At 76.0% G+C, this 24798-nt stretch carries 20 protein-coding genes and 2 pseudogenes; 8 read left to right on the forward strand and 14 right to left on the reverse strand.

Features of this window, described 5'->3' with window-relative positions; translation table 11 throughout:
• Window positions 1-29: 29 nt before the first annotated feature.
• The 6 genes and pseudogenes from ACSHWO_RS31360 to ACSHWO_RS31385 form a co-directional block, all read right to left on the reverse strand.
• Window positions 30-1493 (reverse strand): cytochrome P450, encoded by a 1464-nt coding sequence (locus ACSHWO_RS31360; RefSeq protein WP_438317294.1) that lies wholly within the window; start codon window positions 1491-1493, stop codon window positions 30-32.
• A complete protein-coding gene (locus tag ACSHWO_RS31365) occupies window positions 1490-2896 on the reverse strand; it encodes an FAD-binding oxidoreductase (protein WP_438317297.1) in 1407 nt (468 codons plus the stop codon). Before ACSHWO_RS31365 ends, ACSHWO_RS31360 begins: the two co-directional genes overlap by 4 nt.
• A gap of 41 nt (window positions 2897-2937) precedes the next feature.
• Window positions 2938-4560 (reverse strand): benzoylformate decarboxylase, encoded by a 1623-nt coding sequence (mdlC, locus tag ACSHWO_RS31370; protein ID WP_438317300.1) that lies wholly within the window; start codon window positions 4558-4560, stop codon window positions 2938-2940.
• A 352-nt stretch (window positions 4561-4912) separates the two neighbouring features.
• Complete coding sequence (locus tag ACSHWO_RS31375) at window positions 4913-5299, reverse strand: VOC family protein (RefSeq protein ID WP_361086574.1); 387 nt, start codon at window positions 5297-5299, stop codon at window positions 4913-4915.
• Between the two features lie 133 nt (window positions 5300-5432).
• Window positions 5433-6029 (reverse strand): annotated as a pseudogene (locus ACSHWO_RS31380) (WD40 repeat domain-containing protein); the annotation flags it as partial.
• Between the two features lie 591 nt (window positions 6030-6620).
• Window positions 6621-7094: a MarR family winged helix-turn-helix transcriptional regulator gene (locus tag ACSHWO_RS31385; RefSeq protein WP_361086581.1), complete on the reverse strand. Its 474-nt coding sequence runs from the start codon at window positions 7092-7094 to the stop codon at window positions 6621-6623.
• A 130-nt stretch (window positions 7095-7224) separates the two neighbouring features.
• Here ACSHWO_RS31385 and ACSHWO_RS31390 point away from each other — a divergent pair, with 130 nt between their 5' ends.
• The 5 genes from ACSHWO_RS31390 (at window position 7225) to ACSHWO_RS31410 (ending at window position 13166) form a co-directional block, all read left to right on the forward strand.
• Window positions 7225-7635, forward strand: coding sequence for an organic hydroperoxide resistance protein (locus ACSHWO_RS31390; protein ID WP_361087464.1), 411 nt, complete (start codon window positions 7225-7227; stop codon window positions 7633-7635).
• A 286-nt stretch (window positions 7636-7921) separates the two neighbouring features.
• Window positions 7922-8818: a CHAD domain-containing protein gene (locus ACSHWO_RS31395; protein WP_438317305.1), complete on the forward strand. Its 897-nt coding sequence runs from the start codon at window positions 7922-7924 to the stop codon at window positions 8816-8818.
• A gap of 163 nt (window positions 8819-8981) precedes the next feature.
• Window positions 8982-10622 carry a phosphoglucomutase (alpha-D-glucose-1,6-bisphosphate-dependent) gene (gene pgm, locus ACSHWO_RS31400; protein ID WP_438317308.1) on the forward strand — a complete coding sequence of 547 codons (1641 nt, stop codon included), beginning with the start codon at window positions 8982-8984 and terminating at the stop codon, window positions 10620-10622.
• Window positions 10623-10741: 119 nt separating this feature from the next.
• Entirely contained in the window at window positions 10742-11977 is a 1236-nt protein-coding gene (locus tag ACSHWO_RS31405; protein ID WP_438317311.1) for an FAD-dependent monooxygenase, read from the forward strand.
• A 406-nt stretch (window positions 11978-12383) separates the two neighbouring features.
• On the forward strand, window positions 12384-13166 hold the full coding sequence (locus ACSHWO_RS31410) for an SOS response-associated peptidase (protein ID WP_438317314.1): 783 nt from the start codon (window positions 12384-12386) through the stop codon (window positions 13164-13166).
• Window positions 13167-13175: 9 nt separating this feature from the next.
• On the opposite strand, the gene ACSHWO_RS31415 is transcribed toward ACSHWO_RS31410, so the two are convergent.
• The 4 genes and pseudogenes from ACSHWO_RS31415 to ACSHWO_RS31430 form a co-directional block, all read right to left on the reverse strand.
• The gene (locus ACSHWO_RS31415; protein WP_438317317.1) at window positions 13176-14390 is read right to left on the reverse strand and encodes an anhydro-N-acetylmuramic acid kinase; all 1215 of its coding nucleotides are present in this window, start codon (window positions 14388-14390) and stop codon (window positions 13176-13178) included.
• Window positions 14387-15730 (reverse strand): MFS transporter, encoded by a 1344-nt coding sequence (locus ACSHWO_RS31420; protein WP_385805874.1) that lies wholly within the window; start codon window positions 15728-15730, stop codon window positions 14387-14389. Before ACSHWO_RS31420 ends, ACSHWO_RS31415 begins: the two co-directional genes overlap by 4 nt.
• A 106-nt stretch (window positions 15731-15836) precedes the next feature.
• Window positions 15837-17231 carry an NADP-dependent succinic semialdehyde dehydrogenase gene (locus ACSHWO_RS31425; RefSeq protein WP_385805872.1) on the reverse strand — a complete coding sequence of 465 codons (1395 nt, stop codon included), beginning with the start codon at window positions 17229-17231 and terminating at the stop codon, window positions 15837-15839.
• A gap of 374 nt (window positions 17232-17605) precedes the next feature.
• Window positions 17606-18115, reverse strand: a pseudogene (locus ACSHWO_RS31430) (DoxX family protein); the annotation flags it as partial.
• A 149-nt stretch (window positions 18116-18264) separates the two neighbouring features.
• Between ACSHWO_RS31430 and ACSHWO_RS31435 the strand changes: the two are divergent.
• On the forward strand, window positions 18265-18747 hold the full coding sequence (locus ACSHWO_RS31435; RefSeq protein WP_361086605.1) for a Rieske (2Fe-2S) protein: 483 nt from the start codon (window positions 18265-18267) through the stop codon (window positions 18745-18747).
• An 87-nt stretch (window positions 18748-18834) separates the two neighbouring features.
• Here ACSHWO_RS31435 and ACSHWO_RS31440 read toward each other — a convergent pair whose 3' ends face one another.
• The 3 genes from ACSHWO_RS31440 to ACSHWO_RS31450 all read right to left on the reverse strand — a co-directional run bounded on the left by ACSHWO_RS31440 (window position 18835) and on the right by ACSHWO_RS31450 (window position 21315).
• A complete protein-coding gene (locus ACSHWO_RS31440) occupies window positions 18835-19806 on the reverse strand; it encodes a nucleoside hydrolase (protein WP_438317322.1) in 972 nt (323 codons plus the stop codon).
• Window positions 19807-19999: 193 nt separating this feature from the next.
• Complete coding sequence (locus ACSHWO_RS31445) at window positions 20000-21118, reverse strand: CapA family protein (RefSeq protein WP_438317325.1); 1119 nt, start codon at window positions 21116-21118, stop codon at window positions 20000-20002.
• A 59-nt stretch (window positions 21119-21177) separates the two neighbouring features.
• Window positions 21178-21315 (reverse strand): hypothetical protein, encoded by a 138-nt coding sequence (locus ACSHWO_RS31450; protein ID WP_438317328.1) that lies wholly within the window; start codon window positions 21313-21315, stop codon window positions 21178-21180.
• A 36-nt stretch (window positions 21316-21351) separates the two neighbouring features.
• On the opposite strand from ACSHWO_RS31450, the gene ACSHWO_RS31455 reads away from it, so the two are divergent.
• Both ACSHWO_RS31455 and polX read left to right on the forward strand, forming a co-directional pair.
• On the forward strand, window positions 21352-21567 hold the full coding sequence (locus ACSHWO_RS31455; protein ID WP_438317331.1) for a hypothetical protein: 216 nt from the start codon (window positions 21352-21354) through the stop codon (window positions 21565-21567).
• Window positions 21568-21658: 91 nt separating this feature from the next.
• On the forward strand, window positions 21659-23383 hold the full coding sequence (gene polX / locus ACSHWO_RS31460; RefSeq protein WP_385805859.1) for a DNA polymerase/3'-5' exonuclease PolX: 1725 nt from the start codon (window positions 21659-21661) through the stop codon (window positions 23381-23383).
• On the opposite strand, the gene ACSHWO_RS31465 is transcribed toward polX, so the two are convergent.
• A complete protein-coding gene (locus tag ACSHWO_RS31465; RefSeq protein WP_438317335.1) occupies window positions 23328-24626 on the reverse strand; it encodes an MFS transporter in 1299 nt (432 codons plus the stop codon). The genes polX and ACSHWO_RS31465 overlap by 56 nt on opposite strands.
• Window positions 24627-24798 lie beyond the last annotated feature (172 nt).

The following is a 24798-nucleotide window of genomic DNA, read 5'->3' on the forward strand; positions in this document are numbered from 1 at the left end:
GTGGAAGGGGGGAGGCGGGCCGCGCGGGCTCAGCGGGCGGCGAGGGCGAGCCGGATGCCGGCCGCGCCGAGCAGGCCCGGCAGTGCCAGGGAGGGGTCCAGCACGGGGCGGCCGCCGCTGACCCGGTGGCCCCGCAGCACCGCCGCGATCAGTGCCGTCGACGTCAGCAGCCCCAGGTGCTCGCCCGGGCAGCGCCCGCCGCCGTGGCTGAACGGCGCCATCCCGGTCTCGTCCGCCGCGCCGGCGCGCAGCCACCGGGCGGGCGCGAACTGGTGGGCGGCCGCGACGTGTTCGGGGTCCCGCTGGTGGAACAGGGCGGGCACCAGAACGGCCGTTCCCGCCGGATAGCGCTGCCCGCGCCACTCGGTCTCGGCGCGGGTGACCCGTACCAGGTCCGGCACGAGCGGGTACAGCCGCAGCGTCTCCCGTACGCAGGCCCGCAACCGGGGCAGTTCCGGGTCCCCGGCGTCGACCTCGGCCCGGACGGCGTCCTGTTCGGCCGGGTGCGCGGAGAGCAGCAGCAGGGTCCGGGCCACGGTCGGGCCGACGGTGTCGAGGGCGAGCAGCCAGTGGTGGGCCTGCCCCACGGGGTCCAGCGCGGCGGCGTCGGGGCCGGCGGCCGACGGGTGCCGGCGGGCGAGCGCGGCGAGGGTGTACGGCTCGGCCCGGGCGGCGTACTCCTCGACGCGGGCGGCGGCCTTCGCGTACAGCGCCTCGGCGGCCGCGGCCCGGCCCTTGCGCATCCGCATCCAGTTGGCCTCCTCGCGGATGGCCAGCAGCCAGCGGGCGAGCTCCTCGTCGCCGGCCGCCGCGTCGCCGAGGACCATGCGGCGGCCGAGCCGGGCCGTCGTGCGGCGAAGCCGTGCGAAGTCCAGCTCCACGCCGCAGGTCAGGGCGGTGGCCTCCTCGTCGACCAGGGCCTGGAACTCCCGGCAGGACGGGTGCACGGGCCGGTCCGCGGCGAGCACCTCGTCGTTGATGCGGCGGCGGTCCTCGCGGGTGTCGCCGTGGGAGCAGATCACCCCGGTGGGCTCCAGCAGCGACAGCCCCCGGTACTTGTCGGGGGCGTCCATGGCCAGGGTGCGCACCGGCATGTCGTAGAACTGCCGGACGTCGGCCTGGTCGAGGAGGACCAGCAGCGTCCCGGACAGTCCGCGCACCTCGACCGGGGCCCCGCCGTGCCGGGCGCGCATGGCCCGCAGCGTCGCCGCCGACCAGCCCTGCTGGCCGAGGGCCGCGTACGCCGAGACCACCTTGGGTCGGACGTGGAAGGCCCCCCGGATGAAGGCGGGCAGGGTGTGCGTCGCCGCGAACCGGACGGTCTCGGCCCGCCCGGCCCGGGCGGGCCGCGGCACGGCGCGCGCGGGCGTGGAGGCGGTGCGGGCGGCGGGCGCGGTGGACGCGGCGGGCGCGGTGGACGCGGTGGCGGCGGTCGTGATGCCGGTGGTGGTGCCGGCGGTGGCGGCGCCGGCCGCGGGGGAGTCCTCGCTCATGCCTCCACGACCTTGCCGGGGTTGAGCAGGTTCTTCGGGTCGAAGAGGCGCTTGAGGCCGCGCTGCAGCTCCAGGCTGACCGGGTCGAGCTCGCGGGTGAGCCACTCCCGCTTGAGGGTGCCGATGCCGTGCTCGCCGGTGCTGGTGCCGCCGAGCGCCAGACCGGCGGCCATGATGTCGTCGTACGCGCGCTGGGCGCGGCGGAACTCGTCGGCGTCCGACTCGTCGAACACGACCGTGGGGTGCAGGTTGCCGTCGCCGGCGTGCCCGAGCGTGAAGACACGCAGCCGGTGGAGGGCTGCGACCTCCTCGATGGTGCCCATGAACTTGGCCAGTTCGGAGCGCGGCACGGCCACGTCCTCGATGAACGCGGTCGGCCTGCCGCCCAGCGTCGCGGCGAACGCCCCCAGTGCCGGACTGACCAGCCGCCGGGCCTCGATGATCCGCCGGGACTCCTCGGCGGTGGCCGAGGTGACCACGTTCTGCGCCCCCGCCCCCTTGCACAGCAGCGTCATCGCGGTCAGCTCGCGGACCGGGTCCGCGCTGTCGCTCTCGACGATCAGCGTGGCGGCGGCGCCGGCCTCCAGCAGCGGGTGCCCGTGGTCGGCCACCGCCTGTGAGGTGGCCCGGTCGAGGAGTTCGAGGGCCGACGGCACGTGGCCGGCGGCGGTGATCGCGGAGACCGCCTCCCCGGCCTGCACCAGGCTCGGGAACTGGGCGAGCAGGGACAGCGCCGGCGGCCGTACGGGCCGCAGCGCCAGGGTGGCGCCGACGATGACGGCGAGGGTGCCCTCGGAGCCGACGAGGAGGCGGGTCAGGTCGTAGCCGGCGACCCCTTTGACCGTGTCCCGGCCGGTGCGCATCCGCCGCCCGTCGGGCAGGACCAGGTCCAGGCCGAGCACGTAGTCCGCGGTGACCCCGTACTTCACGCAGCAGATGCCCCCGGCCCCGGTGGCGATGTTCCCGCCGATGGTGCAGTGCTCCCAGGACGCCGGGTCGGGCGGGTAGCTGAGCCCGTGCTCGGCGACGGCGTCGTTCAGCCGCTTGGTGACGACGCCCGGCTCGCAGCGCACCAGCCGGTTGGCCGGGTCGATCTGCAGGATGCGGTCCATCCGGCCCGTGTTCAGCACGACGCAGCCGTCCACCGCGTTCGCGGCGCCCGCGAGGCCCGTCCGGGCACCCTGCGGGACGACGGGGACGCCCAGCTCGTACGCGGTCCGCAGGATGTGCTGGACCTGCTCGGCGGTCCGCGGGAACGCGACCGTGGCGGGCAGGCCCGCCTCGGAGAAGGGGGCCGCGTCGCGGGCGTGCGCCGAGAGGGTCTCGGGATCGGTGTGCAGGACGTCCGCATGATCGGGCAGGAGCGTGCGCAGACGGGACAGGAGGGGGGTCTCGGGTGACATGCGGGCCTTCCGTTGGTCGGGGCGGGTGGCCGTCGACGGGCTCAGAGGGAGGGGAACTCGGTGTTGACGGGCACGTCGATGAGGACCGGCCCGTCCTGCTGGGCCGCCGAGTCCCGTACGAGCTTGGTGAGTTCGCCCGCGCCCTGGGCCCGGTGGGCGCGCACCCCGTAGCCGGTGGCGACGGCTGTGATGTCGATGCCGGGGATGTCGAGGCCGGGCGCGCCCTGGGCGTGTTCGAGCTGCGCGAACCACTGGAGGATCGCGTAGCGGCCGTTGCTGAGGACGACGAAGGTGACGGGCACCCGGTAGGCGGCGGCGGTCCACAGGGCCTGGACGGCGTAGTGGACCGAGCCGTCGCCGATGACGCACACCACGGGCCGCCCGGGGGCGCCGAGTTGGGCTCCGACGGCCGCGGCGGCACCGAAGCCGAGCCCACCGCCGGCGGAGAACAGGTAGGAGCCGGGGTTCGAGATCCGGGTCGTCTCGTGGAACTGGGGGACGTTGGAGGGCGATTCGTTGACCCAGAGGGTGTTCTCCGGGGCGCCCTGGGCGATCGCCCGCAGGGCGGCGAGCGGGGTCAGGACCCCGTCGCCGGCCTCGGTCTCCGCCCCCGGGGAGGGCGCCTGCTCGTCGGTCGTCGCCGGGGACGCGGACCCGGCGGCCGGGAGCCGGTCCGCGAGCGACCGCGCGGCGAGCGCGAGGTCCGCGACGACCGCGTCCCCGACCGGGGCCTTGGCGGCCTCCTCGGCGTCGCGGGTCAGCAGGACCAGCTCGGTGCCCTCCGGCAGGTGGTCGCCGGGGACGTACGGGTAGTAGCGGAACACCTGCGCGCCGATGACGACGACCAGGTCGTGCCCCGCCAGCTGCCGGCCCAGCGGGCCGATCGCCGCGGTCAACTCCCCTCGGTATTGCGGGTGGTTGCGGGGGAAGGAGACCCGTGCGGAGATCGGGGCCGACCAGACGGGCAGCGCGGTGCGCTCGGCGAGCGCGACCACGGCGTCCCAGGCGCCGGAGGCGTCGACGTCGTCGCCGACGACGAGGACCGCGGAGCGGGCGCGGGAGATCCGCTCCGCGAGGGCGGCGACCGCGGCCGGGTCGGGGGCGGCGGCGTGCGTGATCCGGCGGGCGGCGGCCGCGCGGGCGGCCCGGTCCTCCTGCTCGGTGAGCTCCGCGTCGAAGTCGTCCATCGGCAGGGACAGGAACACCGGCCCGTGCGGCGGGGTTTCGGCGATCTGCACGGCGCGGGCGAGGGCGGGGGCGACGTCCGCGGGGCGCGGCGGCTCGTACGCCCACTTGACGGCCGGCTGCGGGAGCAGGGTCGGCTGCGCGTTGGTGAGCAGGGCCTCCGCGGTGAGCATCGCCCGGTGCTGCTGGCCGGCGGTGACGACCATCGGGGTGCGGTTCGCACGGGCGTTGAGGACGGCGCCCATCGCGTTGCCGGTGCCGGGCCCGGTGTGCAGGTTGGCCAGGGCTGTGGTGCCCGAGGCGAGCGCGAATCCGTCGGCCATCCCGACGACGACGGCCTCCTGGAGGCCGAGCACGTACCGGAAGTCGTCCGGGAACTGCTTGAGCATCGGCAGCTCCGTCGAACCGGGGTTGCCGAAGACCGTGGTGATGCCACGGGCCCGTAGGACGTCCAGGACTGATTCGCGAACCGTGCGCATGGGGATCCTTCCGCGCAGCCGGGGGAGCACTGTCGGTGATCAATCCAGCACACTGCGTGGATCTTTACAAAAGGCCTCCACGGCCACCCCGGACCTGTTATGCGCCCGCACCGACCGCAGTCCTGGCGGGCCCCCGTCGCCCGGGGCGGTTGACGCCCCGTCTACGGGATCGGCCGGATGTCCCTCCTGTAGGTGGCGGGCCCGTTCACCCCATCGGCGGAGCGCACCGGCACGGCCGGGCGCCGGTTCCGGCGCGGACCGTGCGCGCCCGCGCGCTCGACCGCGCCGGCAACTCCCCGCCGCTTCCCGCCACTCCGGCAACACCGGGTACTCCGGCACCCCCCGGCTGCGCTCAGGGGCGGAACCGCAGCGGATGGTCCGCCGGCACCTCCACCACGGCGATGCGCACCCCGTCCGGATCCGCGAGCCACATCTCGATCAGCCCCCACGGCTCCCGCAGCGGCGGCCGCAGCACCTCGGCCCCCCGCTCCCGCAGCTCCTCGTACGCCGCCTGCGCGTCGGCGACCTGGAACCACAGCCGGATCTCGGGCCCGGGAGGGGTGTCGGAGCGGCCGGACAGCTCCAGGAAGCCGCCGCCGAGGAAGTAGACCGTGCCGCGCTCCGGGCCGGTGCCGAACTCGCGGTAGACGGCCAGCCCCAGGACGTCGCCGTAGAAGGCGCGCGAGCGCTCGGGATCGGTGGGACGCAGCAGGACCCTGCTGCCCAGTACGTGCACCATGACGCGAATCTACGCCCGGCGGCCCGGCGCGCAGGGCGCGTTGGCCAGGTGTCGCCGCCACAGGTCGCGGTCGTGCGGGCCGGCCGCGGTCGTGCGCGGGCGGGGCCCCCACGTCCCGCGGGCGGACCGTGTTGTCGGCGCCGCCGCTGACAAGGCTGCGGCCGTCCCGGCCGTACGCGATCGCCTTCACGTCGTCCTGATGGGCGCGCAGCTCGCCGGCGCGCGTGCTGCCGCGCGCCGGATCGGCGGTGTTCCACAACCTCAGGGCCCCGTCGGTGGCGCCGGTGGCCATCAGCCGGCCGTCGGGCCTGAAGGCGAGGCCCGTCACGCTGCCGCGCTCACTGATCCGGCACCGGCGAGCGGCTGCGGCCGGTCCGGCTTCGCCAGGTCCCACACCAGGACGCTGCGCTCGACGGCGGCGTTCCCGCTGCCGGAGGTGGCGCCGGCCAGGAAGCGGCCGTCGGAGGTGAAGGCGACGGGCGGCGCCGACCGCGACGAAGTCGGCCCGGAGGTTGAGGACGACGAGGGCGGCCGCGGGAGTCCGGGCGGTGCCCGCCGCCGGGTGGGCGAGGACCCCCGGAACGCCCACCGCGCCGTCGCCGAGCCGCTCGGCCAGGGCCTGGGCCGAGGCCTCGGCGAGGGCAACGAGGGGTCGTGCCGTGGGGGTGGGCACGGCCTGCGGCCGGCGGGCCGAGCCGGACAGCTCGCCTTGCGCGACCAGCGGCAGCACACCCGCGCGCAGCAGCGAGAACTTGGCCGCCCCGCGGCCTCCGTGTCCAGCCGCGCGGCGAGCAGCTGGAGCGCGGAGGGTGAGGGAGCGCAGCCCGGGGTACGGGCACGGGGCCCGGCGCCGACGCCGGCGCCGGCCCCGCGCGGCCGGAGGGGCAGGGCGGCCCGGTGGGCGTGCGGGCCGTCCTCGACGCCGAGGACGGCGTCGCGTCCCGCGGCGTACGCGGTGCCGCTGTCGCGGAGCCCGGTGTGCAGGACGGGGCGCCCGCCGTCCGGCCCGGGCGGCGCAGGCGACTGCGGGTGACGGCGGGGGGTCAGTCGTCCTCCGCGGTCCTCGGCCGTCGATGGTCCGACCAGTTCGGGGTGGCGCAGCTGCAGCTCGCGGAACCGCTCGCGCCGGTCGGCGGCCAGGGCCTCCTCGGCCGCCGCGTCACCGGCAGTCCCGCGCGGGGGTCGTCGCGTTGTGGAGGCGCGCCCGGCCGCGGCACGGCGGCCCCGCTCCGCTCACGAGGTAGGAGCCGCCGGGTGCACCGGGAAGCGGGTTCGCCCGGGTTCCCCGCTCCCGCCCGCGCCGGCGGCGCCGCGGCTGCGGTCACAACTCCAGGGCGGCCGCGTCCAGCGCCTTGGTGAGGCGGTGCAGGCGGATCTGGAGGTCCCGCATTTCGGCGAGGTCGAACCCGGTGGCGGCGGCGATGCGGCGCGGCACCTCCACCGCGCGGGCGCGCAGCTGCGTACCGGCCTCGGTCAGGACGGCGCGGACGGAGCGCTCGTCCTCCGTGCTGCGCTCGCGGCTTATGAGGCCGGCGGCCTCCAGGCGCTTGAGCAGGGGGGAGAGGGTCCCCGAGTCCAGCCGCAGGCGGTTGCCGAGCTCCTTGACGGGCGTGGTGCCCTGCTCCCAGAGCACCAGCATCACCAGGTACTGGGGGTAGGTCAGGCCGAGGTCCTTGAGGATCACCCGGTAGACGCCGCCGAAGGCCCGGCTCGCCGCGTTCAGGGCGAAGCAGATCTGCCCGTCCAGGCGGAGGAAGTCCTCGTCGCGGAGGGTTTCGGTGGGCAGCTCGCTCATGCCGGCCAGTGTACCCGGGCAGCACGTGCGAGTCATTGAGTTGTGCACAACTGAATTGTGTGCTCTAGTGATGGGTGTCGCGGCGGTCACCGCCCGGCACACCGGAACCACCACCGCGAGAGGAACCCCGATGGACGCGCTGTACACCGCTGTCGCCACCGCCAACGGCCGCGAGGGCCGCACGGTCAGCTCCGACGGCCAGATCGACCTCGCGCTCGCCATGCCCCCGGCGCTCGGCGGCAACGGCCAGGGCACCAACCCCGAGCAGCTCTTCGCCGCCGGCTACGCGGCCTGCTTCGCCAGCGCCCTCGGCCTGGTCGGCCGCCAGGCGAAGGTCGACACCGGCGAGGTGTCCGTCACCGCCGAGACCTCCATCGGCAAGGACGGCAACGGATTCGGCCTCGCCGTCACCCTCCGCGTCGAGCTCCCCGAGGCCCTCGCCGGCGAGACCGGCGCCATGCTGGTCAAGCAGGCCCACGAGGTCTGCCCCTACTCCAAGGCGACCCGCGGCAACATCCCGGTCGAGCTCGTCATCGAGTAACGGACGTGACCGGTGACGGCCGGTCCGGACCCCCGCGCCGGGGCTCCGGACCGGCCGTCACCCGTTGCCCCACCGGTCGGCTCCGGCCCCCATGCCCCCGCGGGACGCCCGCCGTCACCGCGGCCGCCGTCACCGTCACCCGGACATCACCGCCGTGACCCGATCGGGGGCACCGGCCCCGCCCGGTTTTGGCCACGGCGCGCCTCGGGTAGACCGTGCCCACCATGGGCGGCTCCGGCCCGGACCGGCCGGCCGGCGCGCACGCCACCTGGGGGAGGGAACACCGATGAGGGTGGAGGCCGCGGCGGCCGTCGGCGCGTACGTACAGCGGGAACGGGACAGGCTCGTCTCGCGCGAACCGCTCGTGCGCCGGGACCGGCCGGGGGCGGTGAAGGTGATGCGGACCGCCTCCCGCCGGCTGCGCAGCGTCTGGCACACCGTCGAACAACCCGAAACACCCGCGGCGCCGGCCACCGGCACGCCCGCCGGCACGCCCGCCGGCACAGCCCCCGAGATGCCGCCCGGCGGCATGGCCGACGAGTTCACCTGGCTGGGCGAACAGCTCGGCCGCGTCCGACACCTCGACGAGACGGCCCACCGGATCGCGGCCCACGCCCCCATGGCCGGCCGCCCCGCCCGCTGGACGCTGCTGCGCCTGGAGGAGGCGCGCGGCCCGGCCCGCCGCGACCTGCTCGCCGTGCTCGACGGGCCCCGCTACCGGTCCCTCGTCGCCGCACTCGACGCCCGGGCCGACGCCCCGGTCCCGCAGGTCGCCGCCGGGGGCCTCGGCGAGTGGTTCTGCGCGGCCTGGCCGTCGGTGGTCGAGGACTTCGCCACCGCCGCGGCCCTCGCGGACCCCGAGGTCCGGGCGGACGAACTGCACGAGGTGCGCAAGGCCGCTAAACCCGTGCTCGACACCGGCCGCAGCGTGGCCCGCGCGTACCCGGGGCTGCTCCGTGGCCCGCTGCGCGTCCTCGGCGCGCTCCACGACGCCCTCGGCGAGCACCAGGACAGCACCGTCTGCCGGCGCACCGTCGCCCCCTGGCTGGACGCCGCACCGGTCGGCGAAGTCCGCGACGCCCTGCGGGAACTGACGGAGCACGAGCACGCCGCCGCGGCCGCCGTCGAGGCCCGCCTGGCCGTCCTGCACGGCGCGCTCGCGGCGCTGAGCCCCGGCCGCTGACCCGCGGTCACCGGGCCCGGACCGCGCGAGGGACGGGGAGGCGGTGCGCCGGTGGAGCGCCGCGGGGCGGGAACACGGCCGGGGGCCGCCTGTGCGGGCGCCTTCCGGGGACGACACAATGGCCGGTGTTGTTCTCGTTGGACCAGTACGGAGGAGCCGGCACATGCCGAACGAACGAGCAGGGCAGCAGGCGGGCCCGGACGACCTGATCGACGTCGCCCGGCTCGTCACCGCGTACTACGCCCTGCACCCCGACCCGGCGGACCCCGCCCAGCGCGTCGCCTTCGGCACGTCCGGCCACCGCGGCTCCTCCCTCGCCACCGCGTTCAACGAGGACCACATCGCCGCGACCAGCCAGGCCATCTGCGAGTACCGGGCGCAGCAGGGCATCGACGGGCCGCTGTTCCTCGGCGCGGACACCCACGCCCTGTCCGAACCCGCCCGGGTGACCGCCCTGGAGGTGTTCGCCGCCAACGGGGTCACCGTCCTCGTCGACAGCGCCGACGGCTACACCCCCACCCCGGCCGTCTCGCACGCGATCCTCACCCACAACCGGGGCCGCATCTCCGGCCTGGCCGACGGCGTCGTCGTCACGCCCTCGCACAACCCGCCCGCGGACGGCGGGTTCAAGTACAACCCGCCGTCCGGCGGACCCGCCGGCTCCGACGCCACCGGCTGGATCCAGGACCGCGCCAACGAGATCATCACCGGCGGCCTCAAGGAGGTCCGCCGGCTGCCGTACACCCGCGCCCGCGCAGCGGCGACCACCGGCACGTACGACTTCCTCGGCGCGTACGTGCGCGACCTGCCCTCCGTCCTCGACCTGGACGCCGTACGCGCCGCGGGCGTCCGCATCGGCGCGGACCCGCTCGGCGGCGCATCGGTCGCGTACTGGCAGCGCATCGCCGAGGAACACCGCCTGGACCTCACCGTCGTCAACCCGCACACCGACCCCACCTGGCGGTTCATGACGCTGGACTGGGACGGCAAGATCCGCATGGACTGCTCCTCCCCGTACGCCATGGCCTCCCTGATCGAGGGCCGGGACCGGTTCCAGATCGCCACCGGCAACGACGCCGACGCCGACCGGCACGGCATCGTCACCCCCGACGGCGGCCTGATGAACCCCAACCACTACCTGGCCACCGCCATCGACTACCTCTACCGGCACCGCGAGCAGTGGCCGCAGCGCGCCGCCGTCGGCAAGACGCTCGTCTCCTCCGGAATGATCGACCGGGTCGCCGCCGACCTGGGCCGCGAACTCGTGGAGGTACCCGTCGGCTTCAAGTGGTTCGTCGACGGACTGTCCGAGGGCACCCTCGGCTTCGGCGGCGAGGAATCCGCCGGGGCGTCCTTCCTGCGCCGCGACGGGTCCGTGTGGACCACCGACAAGGACGGCGTCATCCTCGCCCTCCTCGCCTCGGAGATGCTGGCCGTCACCGGACAGACCCCCAGCCAGCGGTACGCCCACCTCACCGAGCGCTTCGGCGAGCCCGCGTACGCACGTATCGACGCCCCCGCCGACCGGGAGCAGAAGGCCGTCCTCGGCCGCCTGTCGCCCGAGCAGGTCACGGCCGACACGCTGGCGGGGGAGCCGGTCACCGCCGTCCTCACGCACGCGCCCGGCAACGGCGCGGCCATCGGCGGCATCAAGGTGGCGACCGAGCACGCCTGGTTCGCGGCCCGCCCCTCGGGCACCGAGGACGTCTACAAGATCTACGCCGAGTCCTTCCTCGGCGCCGACCACCTCGCCCGCGTCCAGCAGGAGGCCAAGGCGGTCGTCTCCGCCGCCCTGACCGGCTGAGGCGGCGGCAGGGGCGGCTCCGCGGCCGCCCGAACGGCCGAGAACCGACCGCCACCCCGGCGCCCTCGCCTAGGGTGGCGGACCGGTCGGTATCCGAGCCGGGCGCGGAGGGAGCAGCCATGCGGGGTGGCAGGGTCGCGGTGGTCGGCGGGAGCATCACGGGCTGCGCGTTCGCCTCGGCGGCGGTGCGCGCCGGCGCCGAGGAGGTCGTCGTCCTCGAACGCACCCGGGGCCGCCTCGCGGACCGCGGCGTCGGGCTGTGCGTCCACGACGACCGGGCCGCGGAACTGGCCGCGACCGGCGCACTGCCCGCCGGGATCGCCGCGCACCCGCTGGCCCGCCGCCGGTGGCTGGTCCGCGACGACGCGGCCGGCCCGGCCGGGCGGGTGTTCTGGGAGCAGCCGTTCCCGTTCCACTCCTACCACTGGGGCCTGCTGTGGCGCGGGCTGCGCGAGGCCACCCCGCCGTCGGTGCGCTACCGGCAGGGCGCGGCCGTCGCCGGTGTCGCCGACGCGCCCGGTGCGGCCGGCGGGCAGGCCGAGGTCCGGCTGGCGGACGGCTCCGTCGAGCCGTACGACCTGGTGGTCGGGGCCGACGGCTACCGGTCGGTGGTGCGCGAGGCCGTCTGCCCGGACCACCTGCCGCAGTACGCCGGGTACGTCTGCTGGCGCGGCAACCTGGACGCGGCCCGCCTCCCCGCGGTGACCGGCACCGACCCCGGCACCTGGCCTTCCGACGCGGTCGCCACCGTGTGCTTCCCCGGCGGCAGCTGCGTCGTCTACCGCATCCCCGGCCCGGACGGGCTCCGCGTCAACTGGGTCCTGTACGCCACGCCCCCGCAAGTCGGCTGCCTCCCGTACGACGACCCCACCAGCTTCCCGCCCGGCCGGGTCACGGAGCAGCTCACCGCGCACCTCCACGAGGTCCTGGACCGGCACTTCCCGCCGTACTGGGCCCGGGTCCTGGGGCTGACCGAGCCCGGGGACGTCCACGTCCAGCCCCTCTACGACCTCGCCGCCGACCGCATCACCGCAGGGCGGCTGCTGCTCGCGGGGGACGCGGCGAGCGTGGTGCGGCCCCACACCACCAGCGGTGCCGCCAAGGCCCTCCAGGACGCCTCCGCGTTCGAGGCGGCCTGGCGTGCCGCCGGGTCCTGGGCCGGGCTGGTGGCCGCGTACGGGGCTTCCCGCGGGGCGGCGGGCCGGGAGCTGGTGGCGCTCGCCCGCCGGCTGGGGCGCGCCCAGGTGGAGCGGACCCCCGCCTGGGCGCAGATGGACGGGCCCGCCGCCGACACCTGGTGGCAGGCCCAGCTGGCGGGCGCCCCGGACATCGGCGGCCGCGCCATGACCCCCTGACGGCGGCGCCGGAGTTCCGGGGCTCCGCCCCGGACCCCGCGCCCCGAGCGCCGGCGGGGCTGGATTCGCGGCGCCAAAATCGCCGGGCAGCGGCACGATCCGGCCCGCGCGGCCGTTCGAGCGCCGGGAACGGGGTCCGGGGCGGAGCCCCGGTTCGGGAAGGGGCGGGGCGGGGAGGAGAGCCGCCCGCAGGACCGGGAGGACGGCTCCGCTGTTCACGACGCCACACCTCGGCCTACGCTGGAGTCGGCGGCCGCCTGCGGTGAGCGGCCCGGGCGGTCGCCCCGGCGGCTGCGGGCACGTACCCCTCCTTGTTCCCCGCGCCCGCGGCGCCGGACGCCACCGGCCGCGGCGCCCCGGCGAGGGGCGCGGCGGACCTGGGGGCCGAGGTGGCACAGTGGATGCCATGTGCGGACGCTACGCCTCATCCCGCGCCCCCGAGGACCTCGCCGGCCTCTTCGGGGCCGCCTGGGACCCCCGGGAGACGCTCGCGCCCAGCTGGAACGTCGCCCCCACCGACCCGGTCTGGGCCGTCCTCGAACGCCCCGACCGCGACCGCGACCCCAACCGCGACCCCGACCGCGACGCCGCCCGCGGCAGCGACACTCCGGTGCGCCGGCTGCGCCCCCTGCGCTGGGGTCTGGTCCCCTCCTGGGCGAAGGACGCCTCCGGCGGCGCCCGGATGATCAACGCCCGGATGGAGACGGTCCACGAGAAGCCGGCCTACCGCCGCGCCTTCACCCGCCGCCGCTGCCTGCTGCCCGCCGACGGCTTCTACGAATGGCAGGCCGTGCCCGCCACGGCCACCGCGAAGGCGTACAAGCAGCCGTACTTCATCGCCCCCGAGGACGCCTCGGTGATGGCCATGGCCGGACTGTACGAGTTCTGGCGGGACCCGGCCGTCGCCGACGGGGACGACCCGGACGCCTGGCTCGTCACCGCCACGATCATCACCACCGAGGCCGTCGACGCCGCCGGCCGGATCCACCCCCGCATGCCGCTCGCGCTGGACCCCGGCGACTACGGGGCCTGGCTGGACCCCGCCCACCAGGACGTCGACGCACTGCGCGCCCTGCTCCACACCCCGGCGGACGGCCGGCTGGAGGTCCGCCCGGTCTCCACCGCGGTCAACAGCGTCCGCAACGACGGACCCGACCTCCTCCGACCGGCCCCGGCCCCCGCACCCTGACCCGCCGCCTCACGGTGCCCGTACCACCAGCGCCCGCGGCGCCCGGGCCGGGGGAGCGGGCAGCCGGAGCGGGCGCCGGCCCGGCGTCAGGGAGCCCAGCACCCGCGGCCCGCCGGCCCCGGTGCAGCGGGGGGCGTTGCCCGGCAGCCCGTGCAGCGTGAGGTAGCCGAGGACGGCGAACGCGTACGCCTCCTTCGCCGCCGCGGGCAGGCCCAGGTCCTCCGAGCCCCGCACGGCCGTGCCGCCCGCCAGCTCCTCACGGAGCATCCCCATCAGCACCGGGTTGCGGACCCCGCCCCCCGACACGAAGACCTCGGTGGTCCGCAGCGGGCGCAGCGCACCCGCCACCGTGCGGGCGGTCAGCCGCGTCAGCGTCGCCACGAGGTCCGGCGGCGAGGGCGCCGGCCCCGGGGACCCGGCCAGCACGGTCCGCAGGTAGTCCGCGTGGAACAGTTCCTTCCCGGTGGTCCGGGGCGGCGGCAGCCGGTAGTACGGCTCCGCGAGCAGCCGCTCCAGCAGCGGCCCGTCGACCCGTCCCGCGGCGGCGAGCGCACCGTCCTCGTCGTACGCGAGCCGCCCGCCGGTCAGGTCCCGGACCGCGGCGTCGACCAGTGCGTTCCCGGGCCCGGTGTCGAACGCCACGGGTTCGCCGCCGGCCGGCAGCGCCGTCACGTTGGCGATGCCCCCGATGTTCAGGGCGGCGGGCACACCCGGCCGGCCCCGCAGCAGCATCAGGTCGACCAGGCTCACCAGCGGCGCGCCCTGCCCGCCCGCCGCCACGTCCCGCGGCCGGAACCCGGAGACGACCGGGCAGCCGCTGGCCTCGGCGATCCAGGCCGGCTCGCCCAGCTGGAGGGTGCCGTGCACCCGGCCGGCCTCGGCCCAGTGGAACACCGTCTGCCCGTGCGAGGCGACCAGCTCGGCCCGTCCCGCGCACAGTCCGCGGTCGGCGCGGGCCGCCGCGGCGGCGAAGGCCTGCCCGATCCACGTGTCCAGGCGGCAGACGTCGGCCAGGGTGGTGGGGGCGGGCGGCAGGGCGGCGGCGAGGGCGCCGCGCACCTCGTCCGGGTACGGGTCGCTGACCATGCCCAGCGGGGTCAGGTACAACGTGCTGCCGTCGCCGTCGCCGTCGCCGTCGCCGTCGCCGTCGGTCAGGGCCAGGTCGGCGGCCGCGGCGTCGATCGCGTCGTACGAGGTCCCCGACATCAGTCCGATCACCCTCATCGCAGCGGCTCCAGGTGGTCGTCGCCGCCCAGGGTCAGCAGGGCTACGGTGCTCACGGCGCAGGCCCCGGCCGCGTAGAAGGCGGGCACGTCCGGACTGCCGGTCCGGGCGGTCAGCGCGGTGATGACGAGGCCCGCGCACCCCGAGAACACGGCGTTGGACAGGGCGTAGGCCACGCCCAGGCCGGTGCAGCGGATCCGGCGCGGGAACATCTCGGCGAGCATGGCCGGTCCCGGCCCGGCGAGCAGGCCGACCAGTACCCCGGCGAGCAGCACCGCGCCCGCCTTGGCGCCCGTCGCGGCCGCGGGGGAGTGGAGCAGGCGCAGCAGCGGGAAGGCGAGCAGGACCACCGACAGGGCCCCGAACACCATCACCGGGCGGCGGCCGATCCGGTCGCTGAGGGCTCCGGCGGGGAGGATGGCCGCCGCGAAACCGAGGTTGGCGAGGGCGGTGGCGAGAAGGGCGTCCCGTACGGAGGCGCCGAGGACGGTCTGCAGATGGGACGGCAGGACGACGAGGAAGGTGTAGCCGGCCGCCGACCAGCCCATGACCCGGCCGATGCCGAGGACGACGGCGTACACCACCGGGGCCGGGCCGGGCGCCCCGGCGGACGGGAGCCAGCCGGCCCGGTCCGGTCCGGCGCCGGCCACCGGGGCGACCGGGGCGGGGACCGGCGGCTCCTCCACCCCGGTGCGCAGCCACAGCGCCACCGCGCCCAGCGGCAGGGCCAGCAGGAACGGGATCCGCCACCCCCACGCGTACAGGGCCGCCGTCGGCAGCACGGTCGCGAGGAGGGCGGCCGTGGCGGCCCCGGCCAGCAGGCCGAGCGCGACGGTGAAGGACTGGAAGGCGCCGTGCAGGCCGCGCCGGCCGGGCGGCGCGTGTTCCGTCATCAGGGAGACGGCGCCGCCGAACTCGCCGCCCGCGGAGAGCCCTTGCAGCACGCGCAGGACCGTCAGCAGTACGGGGGCGGCCACGCCGATCGCGTCCCGGGTGGGCAGCAGCCCGATCGCGGTGGTGGCGAGGGTCATGACGGTGACGGACGCGACGAGGGCGGGCCGGCGGCCGGCCCGGTCGCCGAGTCGCCCGAACAGCAGGGCTCCGACGGGCCGGAAGAAGAACGCGAGCGCGAAGGAGGCGTACGTCGCGAGGAGCGCCCCGGCTCCGCCGGCCGGGCCGCGGGCGGCGAAGAAGTTGTCCGCGATGACCGTGACCAGGCAGCCGTAGACGCCGAACTCGTACCACTCGACGAGGTTGCCGACACAGCCGGCGAGCAGGGCCCGCCGTGACCGGGCGGTACGGGCGTCGGCGATGGCCGGACGCAGTTCGAGAGGGCTCACCCGTGCTGCGTGCCCCCTCGGCGCCCGCCCGACGCCTGCGCGGGACACGGTTCAGCAGAACGGCGGCGGACAGGCGGGTGACCGGGAGGGGGCGGGGCCGGGCGGGTCAGCCGGCCGACTGCCAGACCGTGGTGATGTTGCAGAACTCGCGGATGCCGTGCCCGGACAGCTCCCGGCCGTAGCCCGAGCGCTTGACGCCGCCGAACGGCAGGGCGGGGTGCGAGGCGGTCATGCCGTTGACGTAGATGCCGCCCGCCTGGAGGTCGCGGACGAACCGTGCGACGTCCTCGTCGCTGCGGGTCCACACGTTCGAGCTGAGCCCGAACGGGGTGTGGTTGGCGCGAGCCACCGCCTCGTCGAGGTCCGCGACCCGGTAGAGCGTGGCGACGGGCCCGAAGGTCTCCTCCAGGTCGATGCGCATGTCCGGGGTGATGCCGGCGAGCACGGTGGGCTCGTAGTACCAGCCCTGTTCCAGCGCCGGCGGCCGGCGCCCGCCGCACAGGACCTCCGCGCCGCCGCGTACCGCGTCGTCGACGAGCTCCTCCAGGTCGGCCCGGCCCTTCTCGGTGGCGAGCGGGCCGACGTCGGTGGTCTCCAGCATCGGGTCGCCGACGGCCAGGGCCGCCATGCCGGCGGTGAAGCGCTCCGCGAACTCGTCGTACACGTCGGCGTGCACGATGAACCGTTTGGCGGCGATGCAGGACTGGCCGTTGTTCTGCACCCTCGCGGTGATCGCCGTCCGTACGGCCCGCGCGATGTCGGCCGACGGCATCACCACGTACGGGTCGCTGCCGCCCAGCTCCATGACCGTCTTCTTGACCTCGTCGCCCGCCGTGGCGGCGACCGCGCGCCCGGCCGGCTCGCTGCCGGTCAGGGTGGCCGCGGCGACCCGGCGGTCGCGCAGCACCCCCTCGACGGCGTCGGAGCCGATCAGCAGGGTCTGGAAGCAGCCGTGCGGGTAGCCGGCCCGCTCGAAGAGGTCGCCGAGGTAGATGGCCGTCTGGGGGACGTTCGAGGCGTGCTTGAGCAGGCCGACGTTGCCCGCCATCAGCGCGGGCGCGGCGAACCGCACCACCTGCCAGAGGGGGAAGTTCCACGGCATGACGGCGAGGACCACCCCGAGCGGCCGGTAGTGGGTGCGCACCGTCGAGGCGCCGCTGTCGCGGACGTCGGCGTCCACCGGCACCTCGTCGGCGAGCAGGCCCTCGGCGCGCTCGGCGTACCAGCGCATGGCCTTCACGCACTTCGCGGCCTCGGCGCGGGCCGCCGCCAGCGGCTTGCCCATCTCGGTGGTCATCGTCCGCGCGATGTCCTCGTTGTCCCCCTCCAACAGGTCGGCGGCGCGCAGCAGCAGCGCCGCCCGCTCGGCGAAGCCGGTCCTGCGGTACGACTCGAAGGCGCGCGCGGCATCGGCGAGGCACCGCTCGATGCCGTCGGGCCCCAGCGTGTCGAAGGTGCGTACCGTCTCGCCCGTCGCGGGGTTCACCGTGGCAATCGGCATCCTGGCTCCTCGTCCGTGTCGCCCTCGGCCCCGGCCCTCCGTGTCGGCCGGCGACCGCCTCCTCGACCCTGCCCCGTGGGGCACACCCGCGCAACGCGGCGCGCGTGGGGGCCGGGTGCGGGGCCGCGTACGGGCGAGCGCGCTCGGCGACGGCGCCCCACCGCACACCGGCCGCCGCAGACCCGGCCGCCGGGGACCCGTCCGCCTCACGCCCGGGCGGACGCGCCCCGGGCCGGGGCGGACGCACCCCGGGCGCCCCGGACCGCGGGGGACGCGCTGCGCACCGCGGCGGCCAGGTCACGCGTCCCGGAGTCCTCCGGGAGCCGCCAGACACGGGGCCCGCCCTGCGCATCCGCCCCGGCCGCCGGTTCGAGCCGCCGGCGGCGTCGCAGCAGGACCGAGTCCAGGGACAGGGAAGGGGCCCCGGCGAGCACCAGCGGGGTCCACGCCATCAGGTAGGCCAGGTCGTTGCCGTAGTAGTACGGGGTCGCCGCCCAGCTGACGGTCAGCCACAGGCTCAGCGAGATCAGCCCCCCGCCGAGGGCCGCGATCCGGGTCAGCAGACCGGCGAGCACCCCCAGCCCGACGACCAGTTCCCCGACGGCCATGGCGAAGCCGAAGCCGACGGGGTCGCCCAGCGCCAGGTCGACCAGGCCGGGTACGGCCGCGGCATCCCGCACGGACTGCATCTGCTGACCTATCGAGCCGTCGCCGGCGGCCGACAGGAAGGCCGGGTCGGTCAGCTTGTCCAGGCCGGCGTAGACGAAGGTGAAGCCGAGGAAGAGCCGCAGCGGCAGCAGGGCGTGCCGGGCGGCGTGCGCGCGCACGACGGAAATGAGCGGGCGCGACGGGTCGTTCGCCGGGGTGCTCGTCGAGGTGTCCATACGCACCACACGGCCCGGGTGCCGCCACGGTTCGATCACATCCGATGCGAAGAAGCATGAACCGGCCACGGCGGACGGGCGTGTTCCTGTTGAGGTCGGGGAGACATACGATGCCCCGGTCCGCTTCCGGGACGAGAAGGAGACACGGTATGGGCAACACCACACGCCGGCGCACGGTCCTCGCGGCGGGTGCCGCCGGCCTGGCGGGCGCAGCGCTGAGCGGCTGCGGCGCCGACGGCGGTTCCGAGGCCTCCGGCGCGCAGGACGCCCCGGCCCCGGCCGGCTCGCAGGCGGGTGCCCCCGCACCGGCCGGTTCGGCCGCGGCCCCGGCGCCCGCGGGCGGTGGCAAGGCCCTGGCGCGCACCGCCGACATACCGGTCGGCGGCGGCAAGGTGTTCAAGGACCAGAAGGTCGTGGTGACCCAGCCGACCGCGGGCCAGTTCAAGGCCTTCTCGGCGACCTGCACGCACGCGGGCTGCTCGGTGGCGTCGGTGACGGACGGGAACATCGTCTGCCCCTGCCACCAGAGCCTGTTCAAGGTGTCCGACGGCTCGCCCGCGGGCGGCCCCGCGACCCGCCCGCTGGCGCCCGCCAAGATCACCGTGGCCGGCGACAGCATCACCCTCGCCTGACGGAGGCGGATGCCGCGGCCGGGCGCGGGGGCGACGGTCGCGGGGTGGCGGCGGCCCGGGCCGTACCGCCGCCACCCACCAGGCGTGTCAGGAGGCGCGGTTGCCGAGGGCGGACACCGCGGCGACCACCCGGTCCCAGAACCGGTCCGCGTCCAGGGCGGTCGCCACCTGCGCGTTCACCGGCCGGCCCGTACGGGCGTGCAGGTCGACGACGGTCGCACCGCGCGTGAACCGGCCGGCCAGTTCCACCACGACGTTGGCGCCCACGCAGTGCACGATCCCCGGCTCGATCACCCGGGCCACGGCCACCGGATCGTGCAGCGGCGGGTCCGTGAACCCGTACAGCTCGCGGTAGGTGGAAGCGAAGAAGGTCAGCAGTCCGGCACAGACCCGGCCCAGCTCGGTCCCCAGGTCTTCGAAGCGGGCCACCACCTCGGGCGTGGCGAGCGCCTGGTGGGTGACGTTGAGCCCGCACATGGTCAGCGGGACGCCGCTGCGCAGGACGATGTCGGCGGCCTCCGGGTCGGTCCGGACGTTGAACTCGGCGGCCGGGGTCCGGTTGCCGCGTTCCGTGGAGCCGCCCATGAGGACGATCTCGCGGATCCGGGCGGCGTCCTGCGGGTAACGGGTCAGCAGCAGCGCGATGTTGGTGAGCGGGGCGGTCGGGACCAGGGTCACCGGCTCCGGATGCTCGTTGAGGATCCGGTGCATCAGGTCCACGGCGTGCTCGGGCACCACGTCCACCGCCGGTTCGGGGAAGGCGGGGCCGTCCATGCCGGACACGCCGTGCACGTCGTCCGCCACCGCCAGCGGCTGGACCAGCGGCCGGTCGCAGCCCGCCGCGACGGGCACGCCGGTGATGCCGGCGACCGTGCAGACCCGCCGCGCGTTCAGGGTGGTCTTGGCGAGCGTCTGGTTGCCCGCCACGGTGGTGATGGCGAGCAGTTCCACGGCCGGGTCGCCCGCCGCCAGCATGATCGCGAGGGCGTCGTCGTGCCCGGGGTCGCAGTCGATGATGATCGGTACGGGCGGTGCGGCGGACGCGGACGGTTGGGGCATCGAGTCTCCTCGGATCGCTGATCCCGGCGTGATCAGTGTGCCCCTGCGGTGCGGAGGGGGCCAGCAGGCCCGGGGGATGCCGCGGCCTGCCGCCGCATCAAACCGGCCACCCCGTCGGGCACTTCGTCTCCTGCTGCTGCCGCGGGCGGCACGGGTGGTGCGGGCGGCGCGGGTGGCGCACCGGGGCGCCGCCTCAGGACGGTACGAGCGTCCAGACGTGCGGCGGGCCTTCGGTGCCCTCCCGGACGCGCAGGCCCGTGCCGATCCGGGCCAGGAGCTCCCGCAGCCAGCGGGAGTCCTCGGGCGAGGCGGGGCCCAGGCGCAGCAGCCGGGCCTGGAACGCCGTGATCCCGAGGCTGGTGAGCCGGCCGGTGTCCGGGTCCAGGGAGGTTAGGTAGGCCAGGCGCAGGTCGTCGCGGTACTGCTCGTGGCCGCTGATGCCCTCGTAGTCGTCGATGAAGTCGCCGCAGCCGTACAGGACCAGCCGGCCGCGGTACAGCTCCAGCGGGCGGGGGTGGTGCGAGGAGTGGCCGTGCACGAGGTCGACGCCGCCGTCGACGAGGGCGCGGGCGAAGGCGGTGTGGTCGCGGGGCAGCGCGTAGCCCCAGTTGGAACCCCAGTGGACCGAGGCCACGACGAGGTCCCCGGGACGCTTCTCCTGCCGTACCCGCTCGGTCAGTTCGCGCGCCGCCGCCGCGCCGGGCCCGGCCACGTACGCGACCCCGGACCGGCTCCGGCTCGCGGCCCAGTCGGCCGGGATGCCGCTGGAGGGCATCCCGAACGAGAAGACCAGCAGGCGGCGGCCGCCGCCGAGCGGGACGGCGGCCGGCGCGGCGGCCTCCGCGGCGTCGTGGCCCGCGCCGGCCGTCCGCAGCCCGGCGCGGGACAGCGTGCGGAGCGTCTCGCGCAGCCCGCGGCGGCCGAAGTCGAGGACGTGGTTGTTGGCCAGCACGCACACGTCGGGGCGGGCGGCCGCCAGGCAGGGCAGGTTGTCGGGGTGCATCCGGTAGTGGACCGCCTTGCCGGGCGCGAAGTCGTCGCTCCGGGTGACGGAGGTCTCCAGGTTGATCACCCGGGCGGCCGGCGCGGCCGCGTCGAGCACCCCGAGGGCGTCCCCCCACGGCCAGTCGAAGCCGACCGGCAGCGGCGGCAGCGGCCCGTTCACCGCCTCCGCCAGCCCCACGTAGTCGCGGGCGTCCTTGACGTACCCCTCCCGCAGCTCCGGATCACCGCGGCCGGGCAGGACCTGGTCGACGCCGCGACCGAGCATGACGTCGCCGCACAGGAACACCGTGACCGCATCGGCACCCACATCCCCAGGCTAGGACCACCGCCGCGACCGGTGCGGGCCGTCACCCGGCCGTGGCCGGCTCAGCCCTGCTCCGGCAGGTGCGGAACCCGGTCCACGGCGCCGGTGACGACCATGCCCCCGTGGCTGTGCCCGACCGGGACGGCACCGGTCACGTCCGCGCCGGGCCGGGCACCCGTGACGAGCACGTAGGTCGGCATCGCCACTCCTGAAGAGGCCGGGAACGAAGGACGGACTTGCCGCTGGTGCGGCCGGACTGGGAGAGCTCCTGCGCCCTGCCCGCCTCCGCGGGCGGCAGCACCTCCGCGACGTGCGGGCGCAGGGCGCCCCGCTCGACGGGGCTGGGCACCGGCGCGTCCCTGCGCCGCCGCATGGCGCTGGCGACCGGTGTGGCACCGCTGGCCCACCGGCGGACCTTCCGCGCCAAGGCGTCGGCCGGCGCCGGGAGCTGACACCGTCCCCGGCCGTTCCGTCCCGGGCGCGCCCCCGCGCCGCCCCGGGGCAGACCGTGCCCCGGCGGCGCCGCGGGGGCACCCTGGAGGTATGGGCCGGGCCAACGAAGAGGTGGAGGCACTGCTCCGGGAGTACGCCGACCTGATCGCGATCAGCGGGGCGGACGCCTTCAAGGCGCGCGCGTACGAGAAGGCCGCCCGCGCCATCGGCGGCCACCCGGCCGACATCTCCGGCCTCGACACCAAGGGCCTGATGGAGATCCCGAACGTCGGCCGGTCCATCGCCGAGAAGGTCGAGGCCTATCTGCGCACCGGGCACATCCCCGAGGTCGACGCCTCCCGGGCCGCCATCCCGCCCGGAGTGCGCGAACTGACCCGCATCCCCGGGCTCGGCCCCCGCAAGGCCCTGGTGCTGCACCAGGAGCTCGGGATCTCGTCCGTCGCGGAACTGGAGGCCGCCCTGCACGAGGAGCGGCTGCGCGACCTGAAGGGCTTCGGGGAGCGGACCGAGGAGAGCATCCTCCACGGCATCTCCCTGCTCCGGCAGGCCGGCGACCGCATCCTGCTGGACGCGGCGACGGAGATCGCCGAGGAGATCGTCGCCGAGCTGTCCCGCGTCCCGGGCTGCGTACGGTGCACGTACGCGGGCTCGCTGCGGCGGATGCGGGAGACGGTCGGCGACCTCGACGTCCTCGTCGCGGCCGACCGCTCGGAGCCGTTCATGACCGCCCTCAGGGGCCTTCCCGTCACCGCGGAGGTCATCGCGCACGGCGCGAAGAAGACCTCCGTCCGGACGGCCGCCGGCCTCCAGGTCGACCTCCGCGTCCTGCCGCCCGCCTCCTGGGGGGCGGGGCTCCAGTACTTCACCGGCTCCAAGGCGCACAACATCCGCACCCGCGAGCTGGCCGTACGGCACGGGCTCAAGCTGTCCGAGTACGGGCTCTTCGACGCCGAGAGCGGCGAGAACCTCGCCTCCGTGACGGAGGAGGAGATCTACGCCCGGCTCGGCCTGCCCTGGATCCCGCCGACGCTCCGCGAGGACCGCGGGGAGATCGCGGCAGGGCTGGCGGGGGAACTACCCGACCTGGTGACCGAGGCCGACATCAAGGGCGACCTGCACACCCACACCGACCTCACCGACGGCCTCGCCACCCTGGAGGACATGGTCGCCGCCGGCGCGGCGCGCGGGTACGCGTACTACGCCGTCACCGACCACGCGCCGGACCTCGCCATGCAGCGGATGACGAAGGAGAAGGCCCTCGAACAGCGGGAGCGGGTCCGCGCACTGGACCGCACCGTGCGCCGGATGCGGCTGCTGCACGGCACGGAGCTCAACATCGGCCCGGACGGCGGCCTGGACTGGCCCGACGAGTTCCTCGCCGGCTTCGACCTGTGCGTGGCCTCCGTCCACTCCCACTTCGGGCAGAGCAGGCAGGCCATGACCCGGCGCCTCATCCGCGCCTGCGAGAACCCGTACGTGGCCGTCATCGGGCACCCCACCACCCGGCGGATCGGCAAGCGGCCCGGCGTGGACGCCGACTTCGACGCGGTCTTCGAAGCCTGCGCCCGCACCGGAACGGCCCTGGAGATCAACGCCCATCCGGAGCGGCTCGACCTGTGCGACGAGGACGTCCTGCGGGCGAAGCGCCACGGGGTGAAGTTCGCCGTGGACTCGGACGCGCACGCCACCGTGCACCTGCCCTACCTGCGGTACGGGGTGGGTACCGCCCAGCGCGGCTGGCTGACGAAGGACGACGTCGTCAACGCTTGGCCGTGGGCGCGCCTCCAGCGGTTCCTGCGCGCGAAGCGCGTCTAGCGCACTGGTCGGCCGCCTTCCCGGCCCGGGGCCGCGGCCGGTCGCCGTCGGCCGGGGCGGTCCACGCCGTGTGCGGGGCCCGGTCGGCCGCGGGCAGCAGCACCACCGCCAGCGCCGCGCAGCCCGCCGCCAGTGCGAAGGCCGGCGGATAGCCCCGGTCCGCGATCAGGGCACCGGCCAGCGGCGGGACGAGGACGATCGCGGTGTGCTGCCCCATCCCGTGCACGCCCAGGGCGCGGCCCGCCCAGTCGGGGCCGGCGTACTCGGCGACCGCGGTGTTGTGCAGCCCGTTCGTGCTCACGGTCAACGCCGAAGCCAGCAGCAGGGCGGCGGTGCCGACGGGGGAGTCCAGGGCCGTCCCGGCGGTGAGCAGGGCCAGGTCCGCGGCCGTGGCCGCGGCGAGCCACCGCATCGGCCGGATCCGGCTGCCCACGGCGTCCGACCACCAGCCGGCCAGCAGGCGCACCGCGGCACCGGCCAGGTTGACCGCGGCCAGGACGGCCCCGGCGGCCGCAGCGGACCAGCCGCGCGCCCCCGTCAGGAACAGCAGCGCGAAGCCCGTCACCACGAACTGCGGCACGCACAGCGCGGCCGCGACACCGTGCAGCCTCCACAGGTGGCCGCCCTCCCGGTACGGGGCGGGGGCGCGGGCGCCCGCCGGCCGCACGGAGCGCGGCGGGTCGACGGCGAACAGGGCGGTCGCCGCGCCGGTCGCCCCGCACAGCACGGCGGACAGTCCGAGGGCGGCGGCGAGACCGCCGTACTGGGCCAGCGGCGGCATGACGGCGGCCGCCAGCGCGGTGCCCAGCGGCTGCGAGGCCTGCCGCACCCCCATCGCCACACCGCGGCGGTCCGGCGGGAACCAGCCGATGACCAGCCGCCCGGAGGCCGAGTTGACGGACGACCCGAAGGCCCCGGCCAGGACCAGCAGGACGCCCAGCACCAGCGTGCCCTCCGCGACGGCCGCACCGGCCATCGCCGCGGCCGCGGAGAGCAGCCCGGCTCCCAGCGCCAGCCGCTCCCCGTACCGGTCGGCGACCACGCCCCACCCGACCAGCCCGAGCAGGATCCCGGCGATCGGACACGAGACCAGCACCCCCGCCCCCGCCAGCGACACCCCGAGGTCCTCCCGGAACGCGGGGATCAGGTACGCGAGGCCGTAGAGCGCCGTCGTACTGGCGGTCTGGCCGCCGGTGCCCAGGGCGAGCATGAGCCAACTGCGCGAAGTCCGGTGCGTGTTCACATGCGCACTCTAGTGAGTCAACCGATATATGAGACGAAACGTTTTGTATGTCGAGACGCCCGGAGGGGTTGTCGCACCGGTCGGGCCGGGGCGGCCGTGGCAGCCGGCGGGGCGGCCGCCGTGACGGAACGGTCATGGAGCGGTCATACCTCGCGCATGCGCGACACGCAGG

It is taken from the genome of Streptomyces pallidus (ex Mingjun et al. 2026) (genome assembly GCF_051550185.1).
Classification (GTDB): Bacteria; Actinomycetota; Actinomycetes; order Streptomycetales; family Streptomycetaceae; genus Streptomyces.